We start from the raw sequence: 21155 nt of genomic DNA, 5'->3' as shown, positions 1-21155 counted from the left end.
CCGTCAGGGCAGGGGCAGGCCCGTCCGCCAGGCGAGGAAGGCCAGGGTGTCGGCGGCGAGCGCGGCGACCCTGCTCATCGAGCGGCCCTTGTGCCCCGCCTCGGCCTCGGCGCGCAGCAGGACCGGCGCCCGGCCGCCGGTGGCGTGCTGGAGCGCCGCGCACATCTTGCGGGCGTGCATCGGATCGACCCGGGCGTCGTTCTCCGAGACGGTGAACAGCACGGCCGGATAGTCGGTCCCTTCCCGTACGTGGTGGTAGGGCGAGTACCCCAGGAGCCAGCCGAGCTCCTCGGGCTCGTCCGCCGATCCGTACTCGGCGGACCACAGGCTCCCCATCCCGAAGTGCTCGTACCTGACCATGTCCAGCAGCGGTGCCTCGCACACCACCGCCCGGTAGAGGTCGGGCCGCTGGGTCAGCGCGGCGCCCACGAGCAGCCCGCCGTTGGAGCCCCCGTAGATGCCGAGCCGCTCGGGGGTGGTCCAGCCGCCCTCGATCAGCGTTTCGGCCGCGCGGTGGAAGTCGTCGAAGACCTGCTGCTTGTGCTCGCGCATCCCGGCGCGGTGCCATTCCTCGCCCTCTTCGCCGCCCCCGCGCAGGTTGGCCACGACGTAGACGCCGCCGGCCTCCACCCAGGCCAGCACCGACGGATCATAGGCGGGGACCTGCGAGGAGCCGAAGCCCCCGTAGCCGAAGAGGATGGTGGGACGCGGCCCGGTGCGGCCCAGCGGCTCGACCACCAGCATGCGTACGGTCGTTCCGTCGGTGGAGCGGTAGCTGACCTGGGAGCTCCGCACCTCCGGGACCGGCACCATGCCCGGGGCCGGCGCCCAGACCTCGGTGGTGCCGTGGCGGGCGTCGTAGCGCAGGATCGAGCCCGGCGAGGTGCTGTCGGTGTAGGAGAACCACGCCTCGTGGCCGCCCTCCGGCCGTTCGAAGAGGCCGCCGAGCGATCCGACGCCCGGTGTCGGGACGGTGCCGAGCCGGGCGCCGGTCTCCAGGTCGTGGACGGTGACCTCGTTGACGGCGTGCCGCGTCCAGCCCACCAGGAGGCGCGGCCGGACCAGTTCGGGGCCGTCCAGGATGGCGAAGTCGGTCAGGACCGCCTCGGGGTCCTCGGGCACCAGGTCGCGCCAGGCCCCGTACGAGAGGTCGGCGGGGGAGGCGACGCACAGGCGTGAGCGCGGGGCGTCGCGGTCCGTGAAGAGGTACGCCCGGCCGTCGCGCCACATGTAGAGGCCGGTGTCGGCGTCGACGCCGACCTGCACCGGCTGGAACCACGGCGCCTCGGGCCCGCCCTCCGCCAGGTCGCCGAGCCACAGGTCGCTGCGGTTCTCGGTGCCCCGGGAGGCGCCCAGGCTCAGCCAGCGCCCGTCGCGGCTGACGAGCATGCCGAAGTCGGTGGTGTCGGGCATGCCCGCGCCGAAGACCTCGACGTCCTCCAGCTCCGGATCGCAGCCCACCCGGTGCAGGTAGACCCGCCGGCCCGGCCCGGAGCCGGGCAGCAGCCGGACGTAGTAGTAGGCGTCGCCGCCCGGAAGCCAGGCGATGGCCGAATGCCGGGTGCGGGGGATCGGTCCTTCCAGCAGGGCGCCGCTCGCGACGTCCAGGACGTGCAGGTGGGACTCCTCGGTCCCGCCCCGGGAGGTCTTGTAGGCGAGGCGGCGGCCCTCCACGTCCGGATGCCAGGAGTCGAGGGTGGTGGCGCCGGAGGGGTCCAGGCGCATCGGATCGAGGAGGACGCGTTCTTCTCCGGAGGGGTCCACCGTCAGCAGGACCGCGCGCTCCTCGCCGGGCAGGCGGCGGGTGAAGAACTGCCGCTGCCCCCGCCATACGGGAGCGCCCACGCTGCCCGTTCCCAGCAGTTCGGCGACACGCTCGCGCAGGCCGGCGCGTCCGGGCAGCCCGGCCAGGACGCGGTCGCACACCTCGCGCTGGCCGGCCGTCCAGCGCCGGGTCTCCTCGCTGCCGGAATCCTCCAGCCAGCGGTAGGGGTCCTCCACCACGTGGCCGTGGAGCTTGTCCTGCCGTGGATCGCGGCGCGCGGCCGGATAGGGGAAGTCCGGCAGGCCGCTCGTCGGGTCGTACGTCGGGTCGCTCGCCGGCCGGCTCGTCGGGTCGCTCATTGGTCCGCTTTCTGCAGGCCGGCCGCAACCGGCGGGACGGGCGGGGCGGGCGGGACAGCCGCCACCGGCGGGGCGGTCGAGGCAGTCGGGAGGGTCGGTGAGTCGCCCAGGGCGTGGAACGCGCCGCCGAAGAAGACCAGGGGTCCGTCCCCGGTCTCCTCCGACGGGGTGAAGGCCAGGACGCGGGCCAGCACGATCTTGTGGTCCCCGGCGGGCAGGAGCGTCTGCACCCGGCATTCCAGCCATGCGGCGCCCGCCTCCAGCAGGGGCGCGCCGGTCTCCTTGCCGGGGCGCCACGGGTGCCCCTCGAACTGGGTCTCGCCCACCGGGCGGTCACCGCGGGCGAAGTACACGGCGGTGTCCCGCTGCCGCGCCGACAGGACGGTGATCCCCAGGGGGGAGCCCTCGGTGATCAGCGAGGCGAGGTGCGAGCCGTGCGCGACGCAGATCAGTACGAGCGCCGGGTCGAGGGAGACGGTGGTGAAGGAGTTGACCGTGGTGGCGTGCGGGACGCCGGCGTTGACGGTCGACGCGACGGTGACCCCGGTCGCGAAGGCCCGCCCGGCCTGCCGCACCAGCAGGGCGACCGCCTCGGCGTCCAACTCGGGGTCCGGCCCTCGCTCGGCCTCCCGCTCCGGGCCGGTGTCCGACTGATGGCCGCGGTCGCCGTCGAGGCCCTCCGGCGCGGACGGCACCGGCGCCGTGACCCCGTGACGGCGGGCGGCGGCGTGCCCGATCCAGGCCGACACCAGCGCCGAGGCCGCGGCGATGAGCAGCAGCACGGTGAAGGAGCCGCGCAGCGGGCCGATGCTGGTGATCCCCATGAACAGCAGGATGCTGAGCGTCACGCCGGCGAAGGTCCCGAGCGTGAAGAGGCCGGACACCCGGCCGGCCACCGCCACCGGTTCGTTCTCCAGGATGCGGGCCTGGAAGACCACCGCGAACACCTGCCCCGCCATCAGCATGGTGGAGCTGGCCAGGACCGCCACCCAGGCCGTCGTCACCGAGGTCATGCACACCAGGGACGCGGCCACGGCCAGCGCGGCGAGCACCCCCGGACGCAGTCCCCGCTGTTTGCGCAGCCGCGCCGCGAGGGTGGCGCCGAGCACCGCCCCGGCCCCGTTGGCCAGGTTGATCACGCTCAGCCACACGGCGCCGCCGCCCAGGAAGTCCCGGGCGACGACGTTCGGGTAGACGTTGATGATCCCCGCGCCGGCGTTCAGCGCGAAGACGCTGCCCAGCAGCCACTTGCTGCTCGCGGTCAGCCGCGGCTTCCCGGAGCCCGCCGCCGTGCCCCCCGGCCGGTCGTCCCGTGGGGCGGGCGCGGGGACCAGCCGGATCAGCAGCAGCCCGGAGACCACGAAGCTGGCGATGTCCAGGGAGATCAGCACGGGCAGGTTGCTGACCTGGAGCATCACGGGCGCGGCCGCGGTGCCCAGGATGAACATCGACCAGTCGACCTTCGACACCGCGGCCAGTGCCGAAGGCATCCGGTCGGTGGGCAGGACCCGCCGCAGGTAGGCCGTCTGCGAGGCGGTGAAGAAGGGCGTCAGCAGGGAGAGGAAGCCCATCACGCCGATGGTGGCGGCGGAGACGAAGCCGATCCCGCCCCACACCGCGGCGAGGAGCACCGCGAGCACCACGGCGCGCAGCGCGTCCAGCCCGATCAGCATCCGCCGGGTCTCGTAGCGGTCGGCCAGCGGAGCCAGCAGCCGCGAGCCGAACAGGATCGGCAGGTATACGAGCACGATCGCCGTGGTGAGCAGCGCGGTCGAGCCGTGGCTCTGGTTGTAGGCGTAGTAGACGACGCCCGTGCGGAACAGCCAGTTGCCGAACTGGCTCACGGCGTACGCCGCCAGCAGCGAACGGAGGGAACGGCGCTCGGCGCTGCCGCGGCGCTCAGTGGGTGGCACGAGGTGCTCCTGCTCCTTGTGGATGCTCGGCGTACGAGCGGATCGAGCGGTTCAGCCGCGCGCCTCGGCCAGTTGGGCGCGCAGGTCGTCCAGCTCCGCGGTGTCGGCGCCCCGCTCGGCGGCGAGCTCGATGTCGGCCGAGGCGCCGTCCACATCGGCCAGTTCGAGGCGCAGCACCGCCCGGTTGTAGACGTAGTCCGGGTCGTCGGACAGGGCGACGGCGCTGTCGAGGCAGGTCAGGGACTCCTGGGGGCGCCCGCTCGCGTGGAGCACGTGGGCGAGGTTGTTCCAGGCCTCGGTCAGCTTCGGACTGCGGGCCACCGCGGTGCGCAGACTCTCCTCCGCCTCCTCGGCGCGCCCGAGCTCGGACAAGGCCAGGCCCCGGTTGCTCCACGCCTGTGCGTTCTTCGGGTCGTGGTAGACGGCGGCGTCCAGGCTGGCCAGCGCCTCGGCCGCCCGGCCCTGCTTGAGCCGCAGCGTCCCGAGCCCCAGGTGCGCCCGCGCCTCGCCCGGCTTGAGCTCCACCACACGCCGGAAGTCCTGCTCGGCGGCTGCCGAATCGCCCCTTTGCAGATGGAGCCGGGCGCGGTTGAGATGCGCTTCGTAGTAGGGCGGGCACAGGGCGATGGCCCGCTCGTAGTATTCCAGCGCCTCATCGAATTGGCCGGTGCGCTGGAGCATGTTGGCCAGGTCGTTCGCGTATTCCCCGTAGTTCGGGTCGAGGGCTATGGTCCGCTGGTAGGTCTCGTAGGCCTTCGGGAAGTCCTTGACCATTTCGTAGATCTGCGCGGTGTTGTAGACGAGGATCGACTGGTGGAGTGCGTACTTCTCGTCTCCGTAAATCTTCTGCATCCGGTCCATGCCCTCGGTGCAGAGTTTGAGCGCCTCGTCCATCCGCCCCTGCCGGGCCCGGATGTAGGCCAGGGCGTTTTCGGCGAAGACCTTGATGTACTCGAACTTGGGGTGGTCCTGGAATTCGGTGCCGAGCTTCTCCAGGTTCAGCAGGGCGAACCGCTCGGCGGTGACGAGGTCGGGCGGCGACTGGTAGCGGCCGTGCGCCATGCTCTGCGAATACAGCACCGTGGGCGTGTAGAGGCTCTGCGGGAAATGCTGGTAGAAGGTGTCCAGATAGGGAATGGACACGTGCGCGAGGCCCAGCGAGTACAGCACGAAGGACATGCGCAGATAGACCAGGTTGTGCGTCTGCCCGCCGCCGGGGAGGGTGCGCAGCTGCGGGTCGGCCCAGAAGCGGGAGAACAGGTCGAACCAGGTGTCGTACAGCCCGATCTCCTGGAGGGAGATGGACAGCGGCGCCAGCGCCACCATCCGGTCCGAAGCCGTCGGCAGGGCCAGGTGGTGGACCGGGTGGAAGACCTCCTCGGGCGTACCGGCGAGGCCGGCGAGCACCTCGCGGTGGACGCGCTCCTTGACGCCCGCGTCGTAGGTCTCGTAGTTGCGCACCGCCACCGGGTCGTCGTCCGCGCAGTGGGCCCGTACGTACCGCTCCAGCAGGTCGTGCCGGGGCCGCTCGCCGAGCAGGCTGAGGTAGAGGTCCAGGTGCGTCTCGAAGGTCAGGTAGTCGGGCAGCGACACCTTCGCGTCGGCGCAGCGCATCAGCGCCGCGAGCCGGGCGGGCCTGCCCTGCGAGAGCCGCCACATGGTGTCGAGCTGCTTGGGCGCCAGGGGCGCGAACCCCCAGCCCTCGATCAGCTCCCGCGCTTCGCGCCTGGTCAGCGGCGGCAGGGCGACCTGGACGCCCTGCTCCGCGAGGGCGACGTCCGGTTCCCCGTTGACCAGGAGCACGATCGTCAGCCGGCGGCACAGGCTCCGGCGGCGGGCGACGATGTCGAGGAACTGCGTCACCGTCGGCGACAGGCGCTCGGCGTTGTCGATGACCAGGGTGTAGGGCGGCCGGTCGGCGGAGCCGAGGAAGGCTTCGAGGAACTCGTACACGCCGTTGAGCAGCTTGCCCTGGTACTCGTGGAAGTAGAAACGGGTCCGCTCGTCCCGGCTCGCGACGCCCGTGAGGTCCTTCGGCACGCGGAAGGCGGGGGATTCCAGGTCCGGGAAGATCCGCTTGAGGGACTGCTCGGCGGCCGTCACCAACTCCGGGGCGTCCGCCTCCGCGACCGCGATCGCGTGGTCCACGAGCGGCTGGAGACCGGCCAGGTAGCCGTGGGCCAGCCGGTCACCGTTCCCCACGATCACGGGTCCCTGCCGTCCGCCCCGCTCGGAGTCGAGCCAGGCGCGTACGGTGTCCGCCTTGCCGCCGCCGTCCGGTGAGGTGACCAGAAGGAATACCGGGCCCTGCGGGTCCCCGGAATCCAGTCGGCTGCTTGCATGGTCGAGCTCCGCGAAGAGGGCGGGGCGCACGCGCGAATAAAGAGCGGTCATGCCGGAATCTCCCGTGTCGCAATGTTCGCAATGTGTCTCACCGAAGGGAGTGGGGGGCCCGAATGAACGGACCCCCCACTCGTCATCGCCTTAGCCGGCGACGTAAGGCGTGGTGGTGCGCACGGTGTCCTGCTTCTCGGCAACCTTGACCTTCATTTTTCGTCACCCCTTTTCTTTGGAAAGTGAAGCTCTGTGTCCTGGATTTCGGACGTCAACAGCATGGTGGGGCCCACTTGTTGGCGTCAAGGACGCCCTGGGGCATGTGGCTTGGCGTTTGCGGTCCTGGCCGGATCGGTACGGGTGGGGAAGAGGCGCGCATGGTGCGAAAGCACTAGGTGAAGATCATCCCGGTGGCGGAGCGCGGGTCTTCTGCCGGTTTCGACCCCGGCAGAGGGCGTGGGTGCGCCAATGGGTGGGCCAATTCCGGGATGTAATGACCGCCAAAGCGGCCCCCGTTTTGTATACGAACCGGTGGCACGGTTCTCTCACGCTGCGCATACATGCGCTGGTGGGCGGGAGGGGGCGGCGTACGGGTGGCGGCCGGCCGGTGGACTCACGGGCGACTGCCGGTCATGTGTTCGGCCGGGCGGCGGCTGAGCGGGCAGCGCGGGCGCGACGAGGGGCCCCGGCGCGGCGCCGGCCGCCCCGGGTGGTCGCGCGGGGGCCGGACCGGGGCGCACGCCGAAGCGCACGCCCTGCCGGATGAGGGCGGCTGCCGTCTCCGTCCGGGGGCGGGCGCCGGTCGGCGCCGCGCCAACTATGGCTTGAAGCTGATGGTTTGCTTCAGGTCAGCGTCCGCTGGTGACTCCGCCCAGGAAGGCGGTCCAGCTGGCGGAGGCCACGGCCAGCTCGGGCCCGGCCGTCACCTTGGAGTCCCGGATGTGGATGATGTCGGGGCAGGCGGCGACCTCGACGCAGCAGTCACCCTCGCTGCCGCTGTAGGTGGACTTGTGCCAGGGGAGGGCGACCTCGACGCAGTTGTCGCCGTCACCGCTGCTGTAGGTGGACTTGCGCCAGGAAAGGGCGACTTCGACGCAGTCATCGCCCTGGCTGCCGCTGTAACTGCTCTTGAACCACCGTAGCTGGGAGCTGTTCACAGGGATCCTCGCATTCGCATCAACAGGCCCACGGTGTCCGCAGGATTGAGGGCCTGAATGCGAAGTTTGGCATACCGCTGGTGGAGGAGGCTGACGTCTTTTGGGCTTGAGATCACTTGACCCGACTGCTGTCCCTCGGTGTACCCGAGCCACTCATGCTCTTCGGACTCAAGGAGACGAAAGGGACCATCGGTACCCGCGTGCTCCGGGCTGACCGTTGGCATGATCTGAAGGTCGACGTTTGGGCAGTGGGCACATTCCAGCAGGTGATCGATCAGCTCTCGGGTTACTTCCGGCCCACCTGTCTGCCGCTCGATGACCGACTGCTCGATGATGAAACTGAAGGCGGTGAAGGGCGTCTTGCGCAGAAGTGCCTGGCGGGACAGGCGGAAGGCGATGCGTGCCTCCGCCTCCTCCGGCGTAGGCAGCGGCGGAACGTGTTCGATCTGAGCCCGGGCGTAGGCCTCGGTCTGTAACAGTCCCGGTATCGACCGGCACTCGTAGGTATTGAGGGTGATCGCCGTCTCCTCCAGCTCGGCCCACCGCCTGAACCACTTCGCCAGCCCCCGCCGCTTGGTCAGCTCCTTCGCCGCGATGCGGATGACCCCGTACGCGTCGAGCGACACCTCCGCCCGGTCCACGAACTTCGTGGACGGATGGCGGCGGCCCTGTTCCACCGAGCCGATGTACTGCACCGAGTAGCGGACCTCGGAAGCCAGCTGCTCCTGGGTCAGCCCGGCCCGCTTGCGTGAGGCCTTCACCGTCTTGCCGAAGTTCCTCAGGTCGTTGTCCGGCTCGACCTCACCGTCACCGCTCTCATCGGCATGTGCCATCGCGGTCACCTCCCGCGGACATGCTTACGGACGGTGACCACTACTGTCCAGAGCGTGGACTCGTACAGTTTGTGAGTAGCGGTCGCGGTGCTGGGAACTCGCCTGCTCAGCCGGGACGTTGTCACCATGACTGCACCCTCACGCCCCGGGCCCGTCCTCGTACGCATGTTCACACAGCGTTTCAGCTGCACTCCGCGCGGGGCCCGCCTCGCCCGGCAGCTGACCCTGGTCGAGCTGGACGACTGGGGCATCCCCGAATCCACAGCGCTCTCCGCCGACGCGGGGCTCCTCGTGGCCGAGCTCGTCGCCAACGCGGTGACCCACGGCCGGGTTCCCGGCCGGGACTTCGAGCTCAAACTGACCCTGCTGGAGGGCGTCCTGCGGGTGGAGGTGTCCGACGCCCGCCGCGACCGCCGGCCCGCGGTGCGGCCGCAGGAGTACCAGGCCGAGGCGGGCTACGGGCTCCGGATCGTGGAGGGAATCGCCGTGGGCTGGGGTGTCACGGACCGCCTGATCGGCAAAACGGTCTGGGCCGAGCTCTCGACCCGCCGCCCGGGCGCGCCGGGCGGGGCGCCGTCTCGGGCGACGGTAGGCCTCAGCGGTCCCGGTACACCTCCCGCCGGTGCCCCGCTGTCAGGACCCAGATGATGAGCTGCCCGTCCTCGACGGTGTAGATCACGCGGTAGTCGCCGATGCGGATGCGCCAGCGCGACGCATGGCTCCGCACGGCCTTGATGTCGCACGCAGCCGTTTCTCCAGCCGTCAGTGCCTTCCGCAGTTCGGTGAGCCGATGGAGGATCCGCACTGCGTCGGGGCGGGGGACCTTCAGCAGGTCGCGCTGTGCGTGGGAGGTGAACCGAGTGACGTATCCCACCGTCATGCCTGCTGGTCGCGAAGCATGGCGGCCATTTCCTCAAGCGATACGGAGCCCTCGATGCCCTCGCTCTCGGCTTCGTCGGCAAGTTTGTTCAGCCATGCATCCTCGGCGTCGTCGGCGAGGCGGCGAAGCCGTTGGTACTCGTCGATGTCGATCACGACGGCCTCCTGCTTGCCGCGACGCGTGATGATCGTGGGCACTCCGTCGCGGTGGGCGCGGTCTATAGCGTCCGCGAGGTGGTTGCGTACTTCAGCCATGGACTCGATCACAGGCTCACTCATGTCATAGATGTACCAGCTGTACATGAGAGCCGCCTCGGGGCTCATAGATACTGCGCGAAGTCGTCCAGGGTGCGCAGGACCTCCGGTTCCGGCCCCGAGGGGAGCTGGAGGACGACCTCCTCGATGCCGAGGTCGGCGAAGTGGGCCAGCTTGCCGGGGCTGGGGTGGACCCCGTACGGGACCACCTGGAGGGATTTCGGGTCGCGGCCCGCCGTCTCCCAGACCTGGCGCAGGACCGGGAGGGACTCGGACAGGCCGCGACCGCCGATCGGGAGCCAGCCGTCGGCGTGGTCGGCGATGGCCGTGAAGAGCTTCGGGCCGGCCGCGCCGCCGATGAGGGTGCGGGGGCCGTACTGGGGGACGCCCGAGGCGAGCTCGCGCGGGGCCTGGACCGGCTTCGGGTAGGCGGCGCTGGCCCGGACGGAGCAGTACTGGCCCACGTACGCGGTCGGCTCGGGCGCCCACAGCGCGCGCATCAACGCCAGCCGGTCGCGGACCAGTTCCCGGCGGGTGCTCCACTCGACGCCGTGATCGGCGGCCTCCTCGACGTTCCAGCCGTAGCCGATGCCGAAGGTGAGGCGTCCGGTGGAAAGGTGGTCCAGGGTGGCGATCCGCTTGGCGAGGCCGATCGGGTCGTGCTGGGCGACCAGGGTGACGCCGGTGCCCAGGTGCAGCCGTTCGGTCACGGCGGCGGCCTGGCCGAGGGCCACGAAGGGGTCCAGGGTGCGCCCGTACATCTCGGGGAGCTCGCCGCCCATGGGGGCGGGCGTGTCGCGGCTGGCCGGGATGTGGGTGTGCTCGGGCAGGTAGAGGCCGGAGAACCCGCGCTCTTCGAGGGCGCGGGCCATACGGACCGGGGACAGGGTGCGGTCGGTGAGGAAGACGGTCGTGGCGATCCGCATGGTCCGGCACCTCCGATACGTGGGGACCGCCACGCTACGGCCTCCGGCCGGAGGCGGGCAGGGGGCGTCGCCATGACGGTGCCGTCGTGTCGCATTCCGCCCCCCCCCGCAGCCGTCGCCCGCGCCCCGGATGGCGCCGTCACCGTCGCCCCGCTCCGATGCCGGCTTCGGTTACGAGCCGGGCGAATCCCCCAGCCCCGTGAGGAGGCGCCCGGACAGGGCCGAGGTCCTGTCCGGGCGGTCTTCGTGGATCAGGTCGCGTTGTCCGGTGCGGTGCATCGCAAGGCGGAGGGGCGCAGCTCGTACGTGGCTGTACTCGCGCGCTCCGACAACGCAGGGAGGCGCCGTGCCAGGCAGCGCGGGCCCGCGGAGATCACACGGAGGACAGGGCCTAGCCGCGCGGGTAGCGGGAGAGCCAGCCCGGGGAGGCCGTGGTGGGGGTGTGGAGGGAGGGGGACTGGGTCATTTCCAGGGCGAAGTCGTCGGAGAGTTCCAGCAGCGTGGCGCGGCCTTCGAGGTCCGCGAGCCAGGCGGCCGGGAGGGCCGTCTCGCCGTGCAGGGCGCCCAGCAGGGCCCCGCACAGGGCGCCGGCGGCGGCGGAGTCGCCGCTGTGGTTGACGGCGAGGCGCAGGCCGTGCGGGACGTCCTCGGCCACGAGGGCGCAGTACAGGGCCACGGCGAGGGTGTCCTCGGCGGAGCGGTCGGCGGGGTCGTCGCTCGCGGCCAGGGCCTCTACCGCCGCGGGCCCGGGTGCCCCTCGGGTGACGGCCGACAGGGCGCGCAGCAGGGCGTCCGTGACGGGCTGGTGGGCCGGGCGGGCGCCGAGCAGGGCGAGGGCGGGCCGCACGGCGGCATCCAGGGTGTCGCCGCGCGTCAGGCCGTGGACGATGACGGCGAAGGCCCCCGCGGAGAGGTACGCGGTGGGGTGCCCGTGGCTCTGCGCGGCGCATTCGACGGCGAGTTGGAACACGAGGGCCGGCTCCCAGCCGACCAGCAGCCCGAAGGGCGCCGAGCGGGCGGCGGCGCCCGCGTCCCGGGCGGCGGGGTTCTTGGGCTGGTCGAGGGTGCCGAGGATCGCGTCGCCGAAACCGGTCAGGCAGGCCCGGCCGGGTGCGCGGCGGTCGTAGAGCCACTCCTGTTGCGCCAGCCAGCCGTTGTCCTCGCGGCGCTCGTCGGGACCCCAGTCGCTCTGGGTGGCGGCCCAGCGCAGGTACGCGCGGTGGACGTCGGTGGGCGGGTGCCAGGCGCCGGTGTCCCGGCGTACGTGGGCCCGTATCAGGCCGTCCGCGGTGAAGAGGGTGAGCTGGGTGGAGGCGGTGACCGCGCCCCGGCGGCCGAACGCGGGGGCCGGCGCGGGCGCGGTCAGGCCGTCCGGGCCGTGGGTCTCGCGGATGCGGTCGAGGGAGAGGGCGGCCAGGGGCGCGCCGAGGGCGTCCCCGAGGGCGGAGCCGAGGAGGGTCCCCCGGACCCGGCTGCGGAAGTCCTGCTGCTCGACGCGCCCCCACAGCCAGGTGGCCACCGCCCGCCCGGCGGCTGGCCCGGTGCCCGCCGCGGCCACCGGCTGGGCCGGGGGGCCGCCTTGCCCCGGGGCGGGCCCGGTGCCCGTGGCGGCCGCCGTCGTACCCGTCATGTCCATGCTGTTCCCCCCGCCGCCTTTGGCGCGCACTGTAGTGGACGGGTGCGAACGGAGAACGCGCGGATCCGCCGGGATGGGCCGGAAAACGAACACGTTCCGGACCGCCCGCCCGCCCGCCTGCCTGCCCGCGCCCGCCCGCGCGCGCGCCCGCCCCCAGAGCCCCGCGCTCGTCAGTCCAGCACGGGAAGCAGCTCCGGCAGGTGCCCGTCCGAAGCGCGGGCCGCCTCCTGGCGCTCCCGCGGCACCTTGCCGTACAGCGTCGTACGGGCCTTCGCGGGCCGCCCGGCGGCCTCCGCGACCGCGATCAGGTCCCGTACCGACTTGTACGAGCCGTAACTCGACCCCGCCATCCGCGAGATGGTCTCCTCCATCAGGGTGCCGCCCAGGTCGTTCGCCCCCGACCGCAGCATCTCGGCCGCGCCCTCCGCGCCCAGTTTCACCCAGCTGGTCTGGATGTTGGTGATGTGCGGATGGAGCAGGATCCGGGCCATCGCCGTCACGGCCCGGTTGTCGCGGACCGTCGGGCCGGGCCGGGCGATGCCCGCGAGGTACACGGGCGCGTTGGTGTGGATGAACGGCAGCGTCACGAACTCCGTGAAGCCCGCCACGTCCTTCGCCCGCGCGGCCTGCTGGATCCGGGCCAGCGTGCGGAAGTGGCCGAGCCAGTGCCGGGGCTGGTCCACATGCCCGTACATCATCGTGGACGAGGAGCGGATGCCCAGTTCGTGCGCGGTGGTGACCACGTCGATCCAGTCCGCCGCCGGGAGCTTGCCCTTGGTGAGGATCCAGCGGACCTCGTCGTCCAGGATCTCCGCGGCCGTACCGGGAATGGAGTCGAGCCCGGCCTCCTTGGCCGCCGTCAGCCAGTCCCGTACGGACATCCCGGTGCGCGTCGCGCCGTTGATGACCTCCATCGGCGAGAAGGCGTGCACGTGCATGCCGGGGACCCGCTCCTTCACCGCCCGCGCGATGTCGAAGTACGCCGTCCCGGGCAGGTCCGGGTGGATGCCGCCCTGCATGCACACCTCGACCGCGCCGAGCTCCCACGCCTGGGCGGCGCGGTCCGCGACCTGGTCCAGGGAGAGCGTGTACGCGTCGGCGTCCGTGCGGCGCTGCGCGAAGGCGCAGAAGCGGCAGCCGGTGTAGCAGACGTTGGTGAAGTTGATGTTCCGCGTGACGATGTACGTGACCTCCTCGCCCACCACCGACTTGCGCAGGTCGTCCGCGACGCGGCACAGCGCGTCCAGCGCCGGCCCGTCCGCGTGCAGCAGCTCCAGCGCCTGCGCGTCCGTGAGGGCGGTCGGGTCGTCGGCGGCTTGCGCGAGGGCGGTGCGTACGTCCGTGCCGATGCGCTGCGGCGCGGCGCCTTCCCGCAGCCGGTCGGCCGCCACACTCTCGCGCAGGGCCTCCCAGTCGCCGTAGACGTGGTCGAAGTCGTCACGCCGGTCGCCGGTGCGGCCCTCGGTGTCGATGGTGGCGTGCAGATCGGTCCGCCCGTACGCGGTGAAACCCTCGTCCGGCTCCTGCCAGGGCCTGCCCTCGACGCTCGCACCCTCGTCCGCGAGCCCGCTCTCCGCGTCGGCCAGCGCCCGTACGTGCGGCAGCAGCCGGGGGTCCAGCCAGGGCTCGCCGCGCTGGAGGAACTCCGGGTAGACGGTCAGGCGTTCGCGCAGCTGGAAACCGGCGGCGGCGGTGCGCGCGGCCAGCTCCTCGATGTGCGGCCAGGGACGTTCGGGGTTGACGTGGTCGGGGGTGAGCGGTGAGACGCCGCCCCAGTCGTCGATGCCCGCGCCGATCAGCAGCGCGTACTCGGCGTCCACCAGATTCGGCGGCGCCTGGATCCGGGCACCGGGGCCCAGGATGTGCCGGGCGACGGCGACGGCGGCGGCCAGCTCCTCCAACTCCGCGTCCGGCATGCCGCGCATCGCGGTGTCCGGCTTGGCGCGGAAGTTCTGGACGATGACCTCCTGGATGCCGTGGTAGCCGCGCTGGATCCGGCGCAGCTGGAAGAAGGCGTCCGCGCGCTCCTCGTAGGACTCGCCGATGCCGATGAGGACACCGGTGGTGAAGGGCACGTTGGAGCGGCCGGCGTCCTCCAGTACGCGCAGCCGTACGGCCGGCTCCTTGTCGGGGGAGCCGTGGTGGGGGCCGCCGGGCTCGGACCACAGGCGGGTGGCGGTGGTCTCCAGCATCATGCCCATGGACGGCGCGACGGGCTTGAGGCGCTGGAGGTCGGACCAGGTCATGACCCCGGGGTTGAGGTGGGGGAGCAGGCCCGTCTCCTCCAGGACGCGGATCGCCATGGCCCGTACGTAGGCGAGGGTGTCGTCGTAGCCGTGCGCGTCCAGCCACTCCCGGGCCTCCGGCCAGCGGTCCTCGGGCCGGTCGCCGAGCGTGAACAGGGCTTCCTTGCAGCCCATCGCGGCGCCCCGGCGGGCGATGTCGAGGACCTCGTCGGGGGACAGGTACATCCCGTGGCCCTCGCGGCGGAGCTTGCCGGGGACGGTGACGAAGGTGCAGTAGTGGCACTTGTCGCGGCAGAGGCGGGTGAGGGGGATGAAGACCTTGCGCGAGTACGTGATGACGCCGGGGCGGCCGGCGGCGGCGAGGCCGGCGTCCCGGACGCGGGCGGCGGAGGCGGAGAGGTCCCGCAGGGCTTCACCGCGCGCCTGGAGGAGTACGGCCGCCTCGGTCGCGTCGAGCGCGACGCCGTCGCGGGCCCGCCGGAGCGCGCGGCGCATCGCGTTTTCGGTCGGAGCGTCACTCGGAGTGGTCATGCGGTGAGCATACGATCCCGCGGTCGGCGCACGGCCGGCTCATCGCATCAGCTCACCGGCATTGACCAGCAGGGACTGGCCGGTTATCGCCCGCGCCCGGTCGGAGGCGAGGAAGACGGCGGCGTTCGCGACATCGCCGTCGGTCGCGAGGTCGGGCAGCGCCATGCGCTCGGTGAGGCGGGCGTGGACCTCGGCTTCGGGGACGCCCTCGCTGTGGGCGGTGAAGGTGACGAAGGCCTGGACCGGCGGGCCCCACATCCAGCCGGGCAGCACGGTGTTGACGCGGATGCGGTGCGGGCCCAGTTCGCGGGCCATGGAGTACATGGCGGAGGTCAGGGCGCCCTTGGAGGCGGCGTAGGCGGCCTGTTGGACCTCGGAGGGCGGGGAGATGGAGGACTGGGTTCCGATGATGACGACGGAGCCGCCGCCGGCCGCCTTGAGGGCGGGCAGGCAGGCGCGCGTCATCCGCAGGGTGCCGAGCAGATTGACGTCGATGACCTGCTGCCAGGTCCCGAAGTCGGCGTCTTCGAGTCCGCCGAAGGCGGAGTCCCAGACGGCCACGTGCACGACCGCGTCGATCCTCCCGAACCGCTGCGCACCGAGAACGGCGTTCCCGCCGTCCCGCACGACGGCGGCGGCGACCTGGTGCCCGAGACCGGCGCCGACGCCGGAGACGATGACGGTCTTGCCTCGCAGCAGCGGCATGGTGGCGGGCCTCCGGGGGAGGGTGGGTGGGCCGTGCTGGCTGACGGCCCGTCAGGTATGGTGCTCAAGCGGGCCAGGGTAGGGGAGGGGGGTCGGCTTGTGAAGGGGAGGGGCGGGGCCGGGGGTGGCGGGCGTTCTCAGGTGGCCGCGCGGCGCAGTCGGGCCAGGCCCTCCGTGATGTCCTGCGGGGTGTGCGTGGTGAAGGAGAGGCGCAGGGTGCGCGGATCCGGGCTGCCCGTGAAGAAGGGGGCTCCCGGGACGAAGGCCACACCCTGGGCGATCGCCGAAGGGAGGAGGGCCGTCGCGTCGTGGCCCTCCGGGAGGCGGGCCCAGACGAACATGCCGCCCTCCGGGCGGTTCCAGGAGGAGCCCGGCGGGAGGGCCTCGCCCAGGCCCGCGAGCAGGGCGTCCCGGCGCGCCCGGTACGCGGTGCGGACCTTGGCGATGTGGGCGTCCAGATCCACCGCGCCGAGGTAGTGCGCGGCGGCCAGCTGGTCCACCGTGGAGGTGTGCAGGTCGGCCGCCTGCTTCGCGACGACCGCGGCTCGGCGCAGCGCAGCCGGCGCCCGGAGCCAGCCGAGCCGCAGCCCGGGCGCCATGACCTTGGAGAAGCTGCCGAGCAGGGCCGTACGGTCCTCCGCTCCCGGGTGGGCGGCGAGCCAGGGGACCTCGCACCCCTCGTAGCGGAGGTCTCCGTAGGGGTCGTCCTCCACGAGCCACAGCCCGAGGCGCGCCGCGATGTCCGCCACCGCCGCCCGGCGCTCGGCCGGCAGGGTGCGCCCGGTCGGGTTCTGGAAGGTGGGGACCGAGTACAGCAGCTTGGGGCGTTCCCGCGCCACGAGGTCGGCGAGGGCGTCGGGAATGATGCCCTCCTCGTCGCACGGCACGGCCACGACCCGGGCTCCGGCGAGCCCGAAGCACTGCAGGGCCGCGAGGTACGTCGGGTTCTCGACCAGGACCACGTCCCCGGGCTCGACCAGGGCGGCCGTGATGAGCGTGAGGGCCTGCTGCGAACCCGAGGTGATCAGCACGTCGTCCGCGGAAGTCGGCAGGGAGCGGGCCGCCGCCCGGGCCGCTATCGCCGCGCGCAGTTCCGGCGCGCCTTCGGTGGTCGAGTACTGGAGCGCCCGGCGCGCCGACACGGCGAAGGCGGCGTCGTACGCGGCCCGCAGCCCCTCGGTGTCGAAGAGCTCCGGCGCGGGCAGTCCGCCGGCGAAGGAGATCAGGCCGGGGCGCTCGGTGAGGGCGAGGATCTCGCGTACGGGGGAGCTTGCGACCCCCTCGGCGCGGGCGGCGAACGCGGGCGGTGGCGACGTGAGGACGGCGGCAGCGGGCACGGGGAGCTCCTCGGGGAGGTGGGTGCGCGCATCCTAACCACAGAAAAGTGCAGACGACACGTATATGTCAGGTCGTGGACGGCCGCCACCGGAGCCGCGCCGACTGGCCCCTGTCTCTCGTTAACTGACGCTGGATCAGCTAGACCGTACCCATGACGACAGGAGAGCAGGAGCGGCGGGAGCCCGTGGATCACGGGGAGCGGCGGGGGCAGGACACCCGGGCGGCTGACTACGCCGCCCTGGCGGCCGTCGGTCCGTACGGCGTCCGGCCGGGCCATGCGCTGATCACCATGGTGGAACCGCACCCGGGTCACGAGTACGCCTACAACCGCTGGTACGAGGACGACCACTACTACGCCGGCGCGATGGCCATGCCGTGGATGTACGCCGGCCGCCGCTGGGTGGCCACCCGCCCACTCCAGGAACTGCGCTACCCGGAGAAGTCGGCCGTCGCCCAGCCGGTGACCGCCGGGTGCTACCTGTCGACGTACTGGGTGACCGAGGGGCGCTACGACGAACACATGAGGTGGACCGTCGCCATCAACCAGCGCCTCAACCGGGACGGCCGGGTCCACCAGGACCGCACCCACGTCTTCACGGCCTTCCAGGACCACGAGGCCACGGTCTACCGCGACGGAGCCGCCGGCCCGCGGGACTTCCACGCGCTCGACCACCCGTACGCGGGGCTCGTCCTCCAGGTCATCGACGCCGACGGGCCGCGGCAGCGGGCGGAACTCCTCGCATGGCTGCGCTCGCGCGCCCTGCCGAAGCGGCTCCACGGCTCGCCCGCCGCGATGGTGACGGTCTTCCGGCCGACGCCGCTGCCCGGGGACCGGATGACGTACGTCAAACAGGTGGAGGGGGTCGACACCCGGCTCACGCTGCTCTGGTTCCTGGAGGAGCGCCCGCGGGGCTGCTGGGGGCGGTTCGAGGGGCTGGACGCGGAGGTGGCGGAGGCGGGGATGGGGCGGGTGGAGCTGGTGGCGCCGTTCGTTCCGACGGTTCCGGGGACGGATCGGTACGTCGACCAGCTGCGGTGACGCGGGGCGCGGGCGGCCCGGGCGGCGCGGGCGGCCGGTGGCAGCGGACATGGCCGAGCCCCCTCGGCCAAGACGGCGGGCCGGTCGAGAGGGCTCCAGTCAGTGGTGCGTGTGGTGCTGGTGGTGCTGGTGGTGCGTGTGGTGCGGGTCGTACTGGTGGTGCGGGTTGAGCGGCTGTGCAGGTGGGTCGGTCGGGGGTGCGCATGGTGACGTTCAGACGAGGCGTCCCAGCCCGCCCTCGGTGACGACATCGGCGACGAACGAGGTCCAGGAGCCCGGCGCGAAGGTGAGGGACGGACCGTCCTGCACCTTCGAGTCGCGCACCGCGATGGCTTCCACAGCAGGGGACTTGACCTCGACGCAGGCACCGTTGGGGCCGGAGTAGGAGGACTTGGTCCAGTTTTCCGTAGCGCCCTGACGAATAGCCATGTTTCTCTCCGGTTCAACGAGTGGTGCGGGTGGGGGTGAGACGTCGGCCCCAATTGCCTTTTCCGGCCGACGTGATCGACGCTACCCGCACCTCCCGACGGGTGACGGACTCATTCACCCGACCGAGTGGCATATTCCATTCAGGCCTTCTGCGGTCGGGGGGCGGCGGTGTACCGTACCGGCCCCTCCTCGCCGACTGCCCCGTTCTCGCCGCTTATCCGACCCCTGGGCCTCTCCGCTTACCGGTCGTCCTGGGCCGCGTAGCCGGCGATGATCTCGGCGATGAACTGCCGGGTCTGGTCGACGTTGAGCGCCTGGGCGCGCAGATGCTCGTACATCACACTGTATTTCTGAACATCGTTCGCCTTCTCCAGGTACAAATCGCTCGTTACGCCCTCGATGTAGACGACGGTCGAGTCGGAGGCGTCCGGGAATTCCAGAATGGAGTACTGGCCGTTCACGCCGGGGTGCGCGCCCATCGAGAAAGGCATCACCTGCACGGTGATGTAGGGCTGCTCGGACTGCTCTATCAGGTACTCCAGCTGCTGGATCATCAACTTCGGGTTGCCCACGTGCCGGCGCAGCGCCGCCTCGTCGATGACCGCCCACAGGCGCAGCGGACCGACTTCGGCGTTGTTGTTGTCCGTCTCCGACAGCCGCTTCTGGCGGTGCATCCGGACCTGCACCCGCTTGTCCACATCGGCCGCCGCCGTCTCGGGCTGTGCGCCGCGGATGAGGGCGTGGGCGTACTCGGGGGTCTGGAGCAGCCCCGGCACCATTTGCGGCTCGTACGTGCGCAGGCTGGCGGCGTCCGTCTCCAAGCCGATGTAGACGCTGTACGGGATGTCGCCGAAGGCGTGCCACCAGCCCTGCTGGCGGGAATCCTTGGCCATCTGCATGAGGGATTCCACGAGCCGGCGGTCCTCGACCTCGTACACGTCGCACAGGTCGCGGACATCGCGCTGGCTGATGGAACGCCGGCCGTTCTCCAGTCGGCTGATCTTCGACTGGGAGACCAGCAGGCGTTCGGCGACCTGCTCGGCCGTCATGCCTTTGTCCTCGCGGAGCTTGCGCAACTCCATGCCCAGTCGGCGGCGTCGGACGGTGGGATTGACATTGGACGCCACGTGAACGGCACCTCCGCCTTCTTTTGTTTCTGTCTCTCTGCGTGCTTGATGATGAGCAGACTGCCACCGAAGGACGCGCCACCGCTCGGGAACGGCCGGGAAAACAGACGCGCGGGGTGGCGAGACCGGCGAACCGGCCCCGCCACCCCGCGCGCTGGCGGCTCCCGAACCGGGTCATTGCGGACGTCGGTTGCGGTGGTGGCGTTGCTGTGGAGCGGTGAACTGTGCTGCGGTGCGGTGAACTGTGCTGCGGTGGACCGTGCTGTGGTGCTGGGTGTTGCGGTCGGTACGGGTCGTGCGGGTCGTGCGGGTCGGTCAGTGTGCGGCCGCGCGGGCCATCGCACCGGTCCGGCGCGGCTGTAGCGGAATACCGCTTGCCGTGGCGGTGGGCGCGGCTGTGGCCCGGGCGGTGGGCGGTACGGGGGCCCGGTCACGGCGTGGCTGTGCACCCACGCCGTTCTGGACGTCCATCACGGCATGCGCCACGAGACCGCCCATCGGGTCGTGCCGGATCAGGTCCCGCAGCCGGGACCTGGACGAACGCCCCTCGTTGCCGGGGTACAAGTGCTTGCCGAGCCCGACCGCGTGGGCCAGGGCGGCAAGCGCCGCGGTCCGCGGGTCCGGCGGTACGCCGGTGCGGATCGCGGTGTCCAGCCGGGCACGGATCTCCCGGCTGATCGCCGTGTCCGTCGCCTGGTAGCGAGTCGTCGGCAGCACCCCGCACATCTGTCCCGCAACGGCATGAACCATGCCGCAACGCTCCAGGTGGGCGAGGTAAATCTGGCGGAGGCCCAGGCGGGGTCCGCCGATCCAGTGGACGGCCCGTACCGGGCTGCCGCGCCTGCGCAGCAGTTCCAGTGCGGAGTCCAATGTCGGATCTCCTGTCGGCCGTGGCATCACCACGGCGATACGATCCCCGTCAGGGGCTATCCGTCCTGCCAGAGCCAGCTCCACTAGCTGTGCCCCGGCCAGGCCGAGGTCGAGCGACTGCGGCTGCGCCGTGGTACCCGTGGCCGGGTCCAAAGCGAGCAGCAGAAGCTCCTCCGGAATTGTTCTGCGGCTCCTGCCCATCCATGCCTCCCCGCGTGGATGAGTGACAGGGTGACGCCTCTCACATTCATCTGTCGAGAGCGCCTGGCCGCTTTGTGGGGGAACCCGCAGCTATGTCGTTCTCGTCTAGCACGGGGGCGATGCCCCCTAGACGGGACACTGTTAGACATTCGGACAGCCGGACGTGGTGGCGATCGAGGAGGAACTGGTGGCGGGCGAGTCCCCCGACAAGTCGGTAGATGAAGCAGCGCCGGGGGCGGCGGAGTCTTCCGCGGAGCGCGATCCCAGGCTTTCGGTGTTCCGGCCGAGGGATCCTGAGCACGGCTCAGGCGGACCCACCGCCGAGCCGGACCCGAAGTCCGACTCCGCGCAGCGGGATCCCCTGCGGGAGGCGGTGGCGGCCTGGGTCGCCACGGCCGACGCCTCCCCGGCCCCCGACGAGCGCCCGGCCCCCACCCCACCGCCCCGGCCCGACGATGCCACCCCGGCGAAGCCGCCTGCCGATGCGGCTGCCGCCGCTGAGGCACGCGAGGATTCCGCCGCGGCGGACGCGGATCCGGCTGCCGCCGGTGGGGTGCCGGGTGCGGGTTCGGCTGCCGCGGGTGGGGCGGGTCGGGATTCCGCTTCCGCGGG

At 71.7% G+C, this 21155-nt stretch carries 17 protein-coding genes and 1 pseudogene; 3 read left to right on the top strand and 15 right to left on the bottom strand.

The features are described from left to right. Positions 1 to 3: 3 nt before the first annotated feature. The 5 genes from ACWDX7_RS17880 to ACWDX7_RS17860 all read right to left on the bottom strand — a co-directional run bounded on the left by ACWDX7_RS17880 (position 4) and on the right by ACWDX7_RS17860 (position 8361). Complete coding sequence (locus ACWDX7_RS17880; RefSeq protein WP_451491016.1) at positions 4 to 2124, bottom strand: prolyl oligopeptidase family serine peptidase; 2121 nt, start codon at positions 2122 to 2124, stop codon at positions 4 to 6. Beyond that, entirely contained in the window at positions 2121 to 4037 is a 1917-nt protein-coding gene (locus ACWDX7_RS17875) for an MFS transporter (protein WP_451491015.1), read from the bottom strand. Before ACWDX7_RS17875 ends, ACWDX7_RS17880 begins: the two co-directional genes overlap by 4 nt. Before the next feature lie 51 nt (positions 4038 to 4088). Next, positions 4089 to 6431 (bottom strand): tetratricopeptide repeat protein, encoded by a 2343-nt coding sequence (locus ACWDX7_RS17870; protein ID WP_451491014.1) that lies wholly within the window; start codon positions 6429 to 6431, stop codon positions 4089 to 4091. Positions 6432 to 7219: 788 nt separating this feature from the next. Further along, positions 7220 to 7528 carry a DUF397 domain-containing protein gene (locus ACWDX7_RS17865; protein ID WP_451491013.1) on the bottom strand — a complete coding sequence of 103 codons (309 nt, stop codon included), beginning with the start codon at positions 7526 to 7528 and terminating at the stop codon, positions 7220 to 7222. Beyond that, entirely contained in the window at positions 7525 to 8361 is an 837-nt protein-coding gene (locus ACWDX7_RS17860) for a helix-turn-helix domain-containing protein (RefSeq protein WP_451491012.1), read from the bottom strand. Before ACWDX7_RS17860 ends, ACWDX7_RS17865 begins: the two co-directional genes overlap by 4 nt. 126 nt (positions 8362 to 8487) lie before the next feature. On the opposite strand from ACWDX7_RS17860, the gene ACWDX7_RS17855 reads away from it, so the two are divergent. Beyond that, positions 8488 to 9009, top strand: coding sequence for an ATP-binding protein (locus tag ACWDX7_RS17855; protein ID WP_451491011.1), 522 nt, complete (start codon positions 8488 to 8490; stop codon positions 9007 to 9009). On the opposite strand, the gene ACWDX7_RS17850 is transcribed toward ACWDX7_RS17855, so the two are convergent. The 7 genes from ACWDX7_RS17850 to ACWDX7_RS17820 form a co-directional block, all read right to left on the bottom strand. Next, positions 8957 to 9241: a type II toxin-antitoxin system RelE family toxin gene (locus ACWDX7_RS17850; RefSeq protein WP_451491010.1), complete on the bottom strand. Its 285-nt coding sequence runs from the start codon at positions 9239 to 9241 to the stop codon at positions 8957 to 8959. The two genes, ACWDX7_RS17855 and ACWDX7_RS17850, sit on opposite strands and share 53 nt — an antisense overlap. Continuing rightward, a complete protein-coding gene (locus tag ACWDX7_RS17845; RefSeq protein ID WP_451491009.1) occupies positions 9238 to 9519 on the bottom strand; it encodes a type II toxin-antitoxin system Phd/YefM family antitoxin in 282 nt (93 codons plus the stop codon). Before ACWDX7_RS17845 ends, ACWDX7_RS17850 begins: the two co-directional genes overlap by 4 nt. A gap of 41 nt (positions 9520 to 9560) precedes the next feature. Then, positions 9561 to 10421 (bottom strand): TIGR03619 family F420-dependent LLM class oxidoreductase, encoded by an 861-nt coding sequence (locus tag ACWDX7_RS17840; RefSeq protein WP_451491008.1) that lies wholly within the window; start codon positions 10419 to 10421, stop codon positions 9561 to 9563. Between the two features lie 391 nt (positions 10422 to 10812). Further along, positions 10813 to 12051, bottom strand: a complete 1239-nt coding sequence (locus ACWDX7_RS17835) for an ADP-ribosylglycohydrolase family protein (protein WP_451491007.1) — start codon at positions 12049 to 12051, stop codon at positions 10813 to 10815. Positions 12052 to 12227: 176 nt separating this feature from the next. Further along, a complete protein-coding gene (locus ACWDX7_RS17830) occupies positions 12228 to 14834 on the bottom strand; it encodes a bifunctional FO biosynthesis protein CofGH (RefSeq protein WP_451491006.1) in 2607 nt (868 codons plus the stop codon). Between the two features lie 39 nt (positions 14835 to 14873). Next, on the bottom strand, positions 14874 to 15539 hold the full coding sequence (locus ACWDX7_RS17825) for an SDR family oxidoreductase (RefSeq protein WP_451491005.1): 666 nt from the start codon (positions 15537 to 15539) through the stop codon (positions 14874 to 14876). A 137-nt stretch (positions 15540 to 15676) separates the two neighbouring features. Beyond that, positions 15677 to 16876, bottom strand: coding sequence for an aminotransferase-like domain-containing protein (locus ACWDX7_RS17820; RefSeq protein WP_451491004.1), 1200 nt, complete (start codon positions 16874 to 16876; stop codon positions 15677 to 15679). Between the two features lie 152 nt (positions 16877 to 17028). Here ACWDX7_RS17820 and ACWDX7_RS17815 point away from each other — a divergent pair, with 152 nt between their 5' ends. After that, the gene (locus ACWDX7_RS17815) at positions 17029 to 17916 is read left to right on the top strand and encodes a hypothetical protein (protein WP_451491003.1); all 888 of its coding nucleotides are present in this window, start codon (positions 17029 to 17031) and stop codon (positions 17914 to 17916) included. A 213-nt stretch (positions 17917 to 18129) separates the two neighbouring features. Here ACWDX7_RS17815 and ACWDX7_RS17810 read toward each other — a convergent pair whose 3' ends face one another. From ACWDX7_RS17810 to ACWDX7_RS17800, 3 genes are all read right to left on the bottom strand, one after another. Continuing rightward, a complete protein-coding gene (locus ACWDX7_RS17810) occupies positions 18130 to 18345 on the bottom strand; it encodes a DUF397 domain-containing protein (RefSeq protein ID WP_451491002.1) in 216 nt (71 codons plus the stop codon). Between the two features lie 239 nt (positions 18346 to 18584). After that, positions 18585 to 19472 carry a helix-turn-helix domain-containing protein gene (locus ACWDX7_RS17805; RefSeq protein ID WP_451491001.1) on the bottom strand — a complete coding sequence of 296 codons (888 nt, stop codon included), beginning with the start codon at positions 19470 to 19472 and terminating at the stop codon, positions 18585 to 18587. Positions 19473 to 19787: 315 nt separating this feature from the next. Beyond that, a complete protein-coding gene (locus ACWDX7_RS17800) occupies positions 19788 to 20543 on the bottom strand; it encodes a GOLPH3/VPS74 family protein (RefSeq protein ID WP_451491000.1) in 756 nt (251 codons plus the stop codon). Positions 20544 to 20706: 163 nt separating this feature from the next. Between ACWDX7_RS17800 and ACWDX7_RS17795 the strand changes: the two are divergent. After that, positions 20707 to 21155 (top strand): annotated as a pseudogene (locus ACWDX7_RS17795) (hypothetical protein); the annotation flags it as partial.

This window comes from Streptomyces sp. NPDC003034 (assembly GCF_053591375.1).
The sequence above is the reverse complement of the archived record's forward strand: the minus strand, read 5'-3'. Positions and strand labels throughout refer to the sequence as shown.

Excerpts from the sequence above, each read along its gene's own strand:
- ACWDX7_RS17880 (WP_451491016.1), bottom strand. The coding sequence starts at position 2,124 with ATGAGCGACCCGACGAGCCGGCCGGCGAGCGACCCGACGTACGACCCG.
- ACWDX7_RS17870 (WP_451491014.1), bottom strand. The coding sequence starts at position 6,431 with ATGACCGCTCTTTATTCGCGCGTGCGCCCCGCCCTCTTCGCGGAGCTC.
- ACWDX7_RS17860 (WP_451491012.1), bottom strand. The coding sequence starts at position 8,361 with ATGGCACATGCCGATGAGAGCGGTGACGGTGAGGTCGAGCCGGACAAC.
- ACWDX7_RS17855 (WP_451491011.1), top strand. The coding sequence starts at position 8,488 with ATGACTGCACCCTCACGCCCCGGGCCCGTCCTCGTACGCATGTTCACA.
- ACWDX7_RS17850 (WP_451491010.1), bottom strand. The coding sequence starts at position 9,241 with ATGACGGTGGGATACGTCACTCGGTTCACCTCCCACGCACAGCGCGAC.
- ACWDX7_RS17845 (WP_451491009.1), bottom strand. The coding sequence starts at position 9,519 with ATGAGTGAGCCTGTGATCGAGTCCATGGCTGAAGTACGCAACCACCTC.
- ACWDX7_RS17840 (WP_451491008.1), bottom strand. The coding sequence starts at position 10,421 with ATGCGGATCGCCACGACCGTCTTCCTCACCGACCGCACCCTGTCCCCG.
- ACWDX7_RS17835 (WP_451491007.1), bottom strand. The coding sequence starts at position 12,051 with ATGACGGGTACGACGGCGGCCGCCACGGGCACCGGGCCCGCCCCGGGG.
- ACWDX7_RS17830 (WP_451491006.1), bottom strand. The coding sequence starts at position 14,834 with ATGACCACTCCGAGTGACGCTCCGACCGAAAACGCGATGCGCCGCGCG.
- ACWDX7_RS17825 (WP_451491005.1), bottom strand. The coding sequence starts at position 15,539 with ATGCCGCTGCTGCGAGGCAAGACCGTCATCGTCTCCGGCGTCGGCGCC.
- ACWDX7_RS17815 (WP_451491003.1), top strand. The coding sequence starts at position 17,029 with ATGACGACAGGAGAGCAGGAGCGGCGGGAGCCCGTGGATCACGGGGAG.
- ACWDX7_RS17810 (WP_451491002.1), bottom strand. The coding sequence starts at position 18,345 with ATGGCTATTCGTCAGGGCGCTACGGAAAACTGGACCAAGTCCTCCTAC.
- ACWDX7_RS17800 (WP_451491000.1), bottom strand. The coding sequence starts at position 20,543 with ATGGGCAGGAGCCGCAGAACAATTCCGGAGGAGCTTCTGCTGCTCGCT.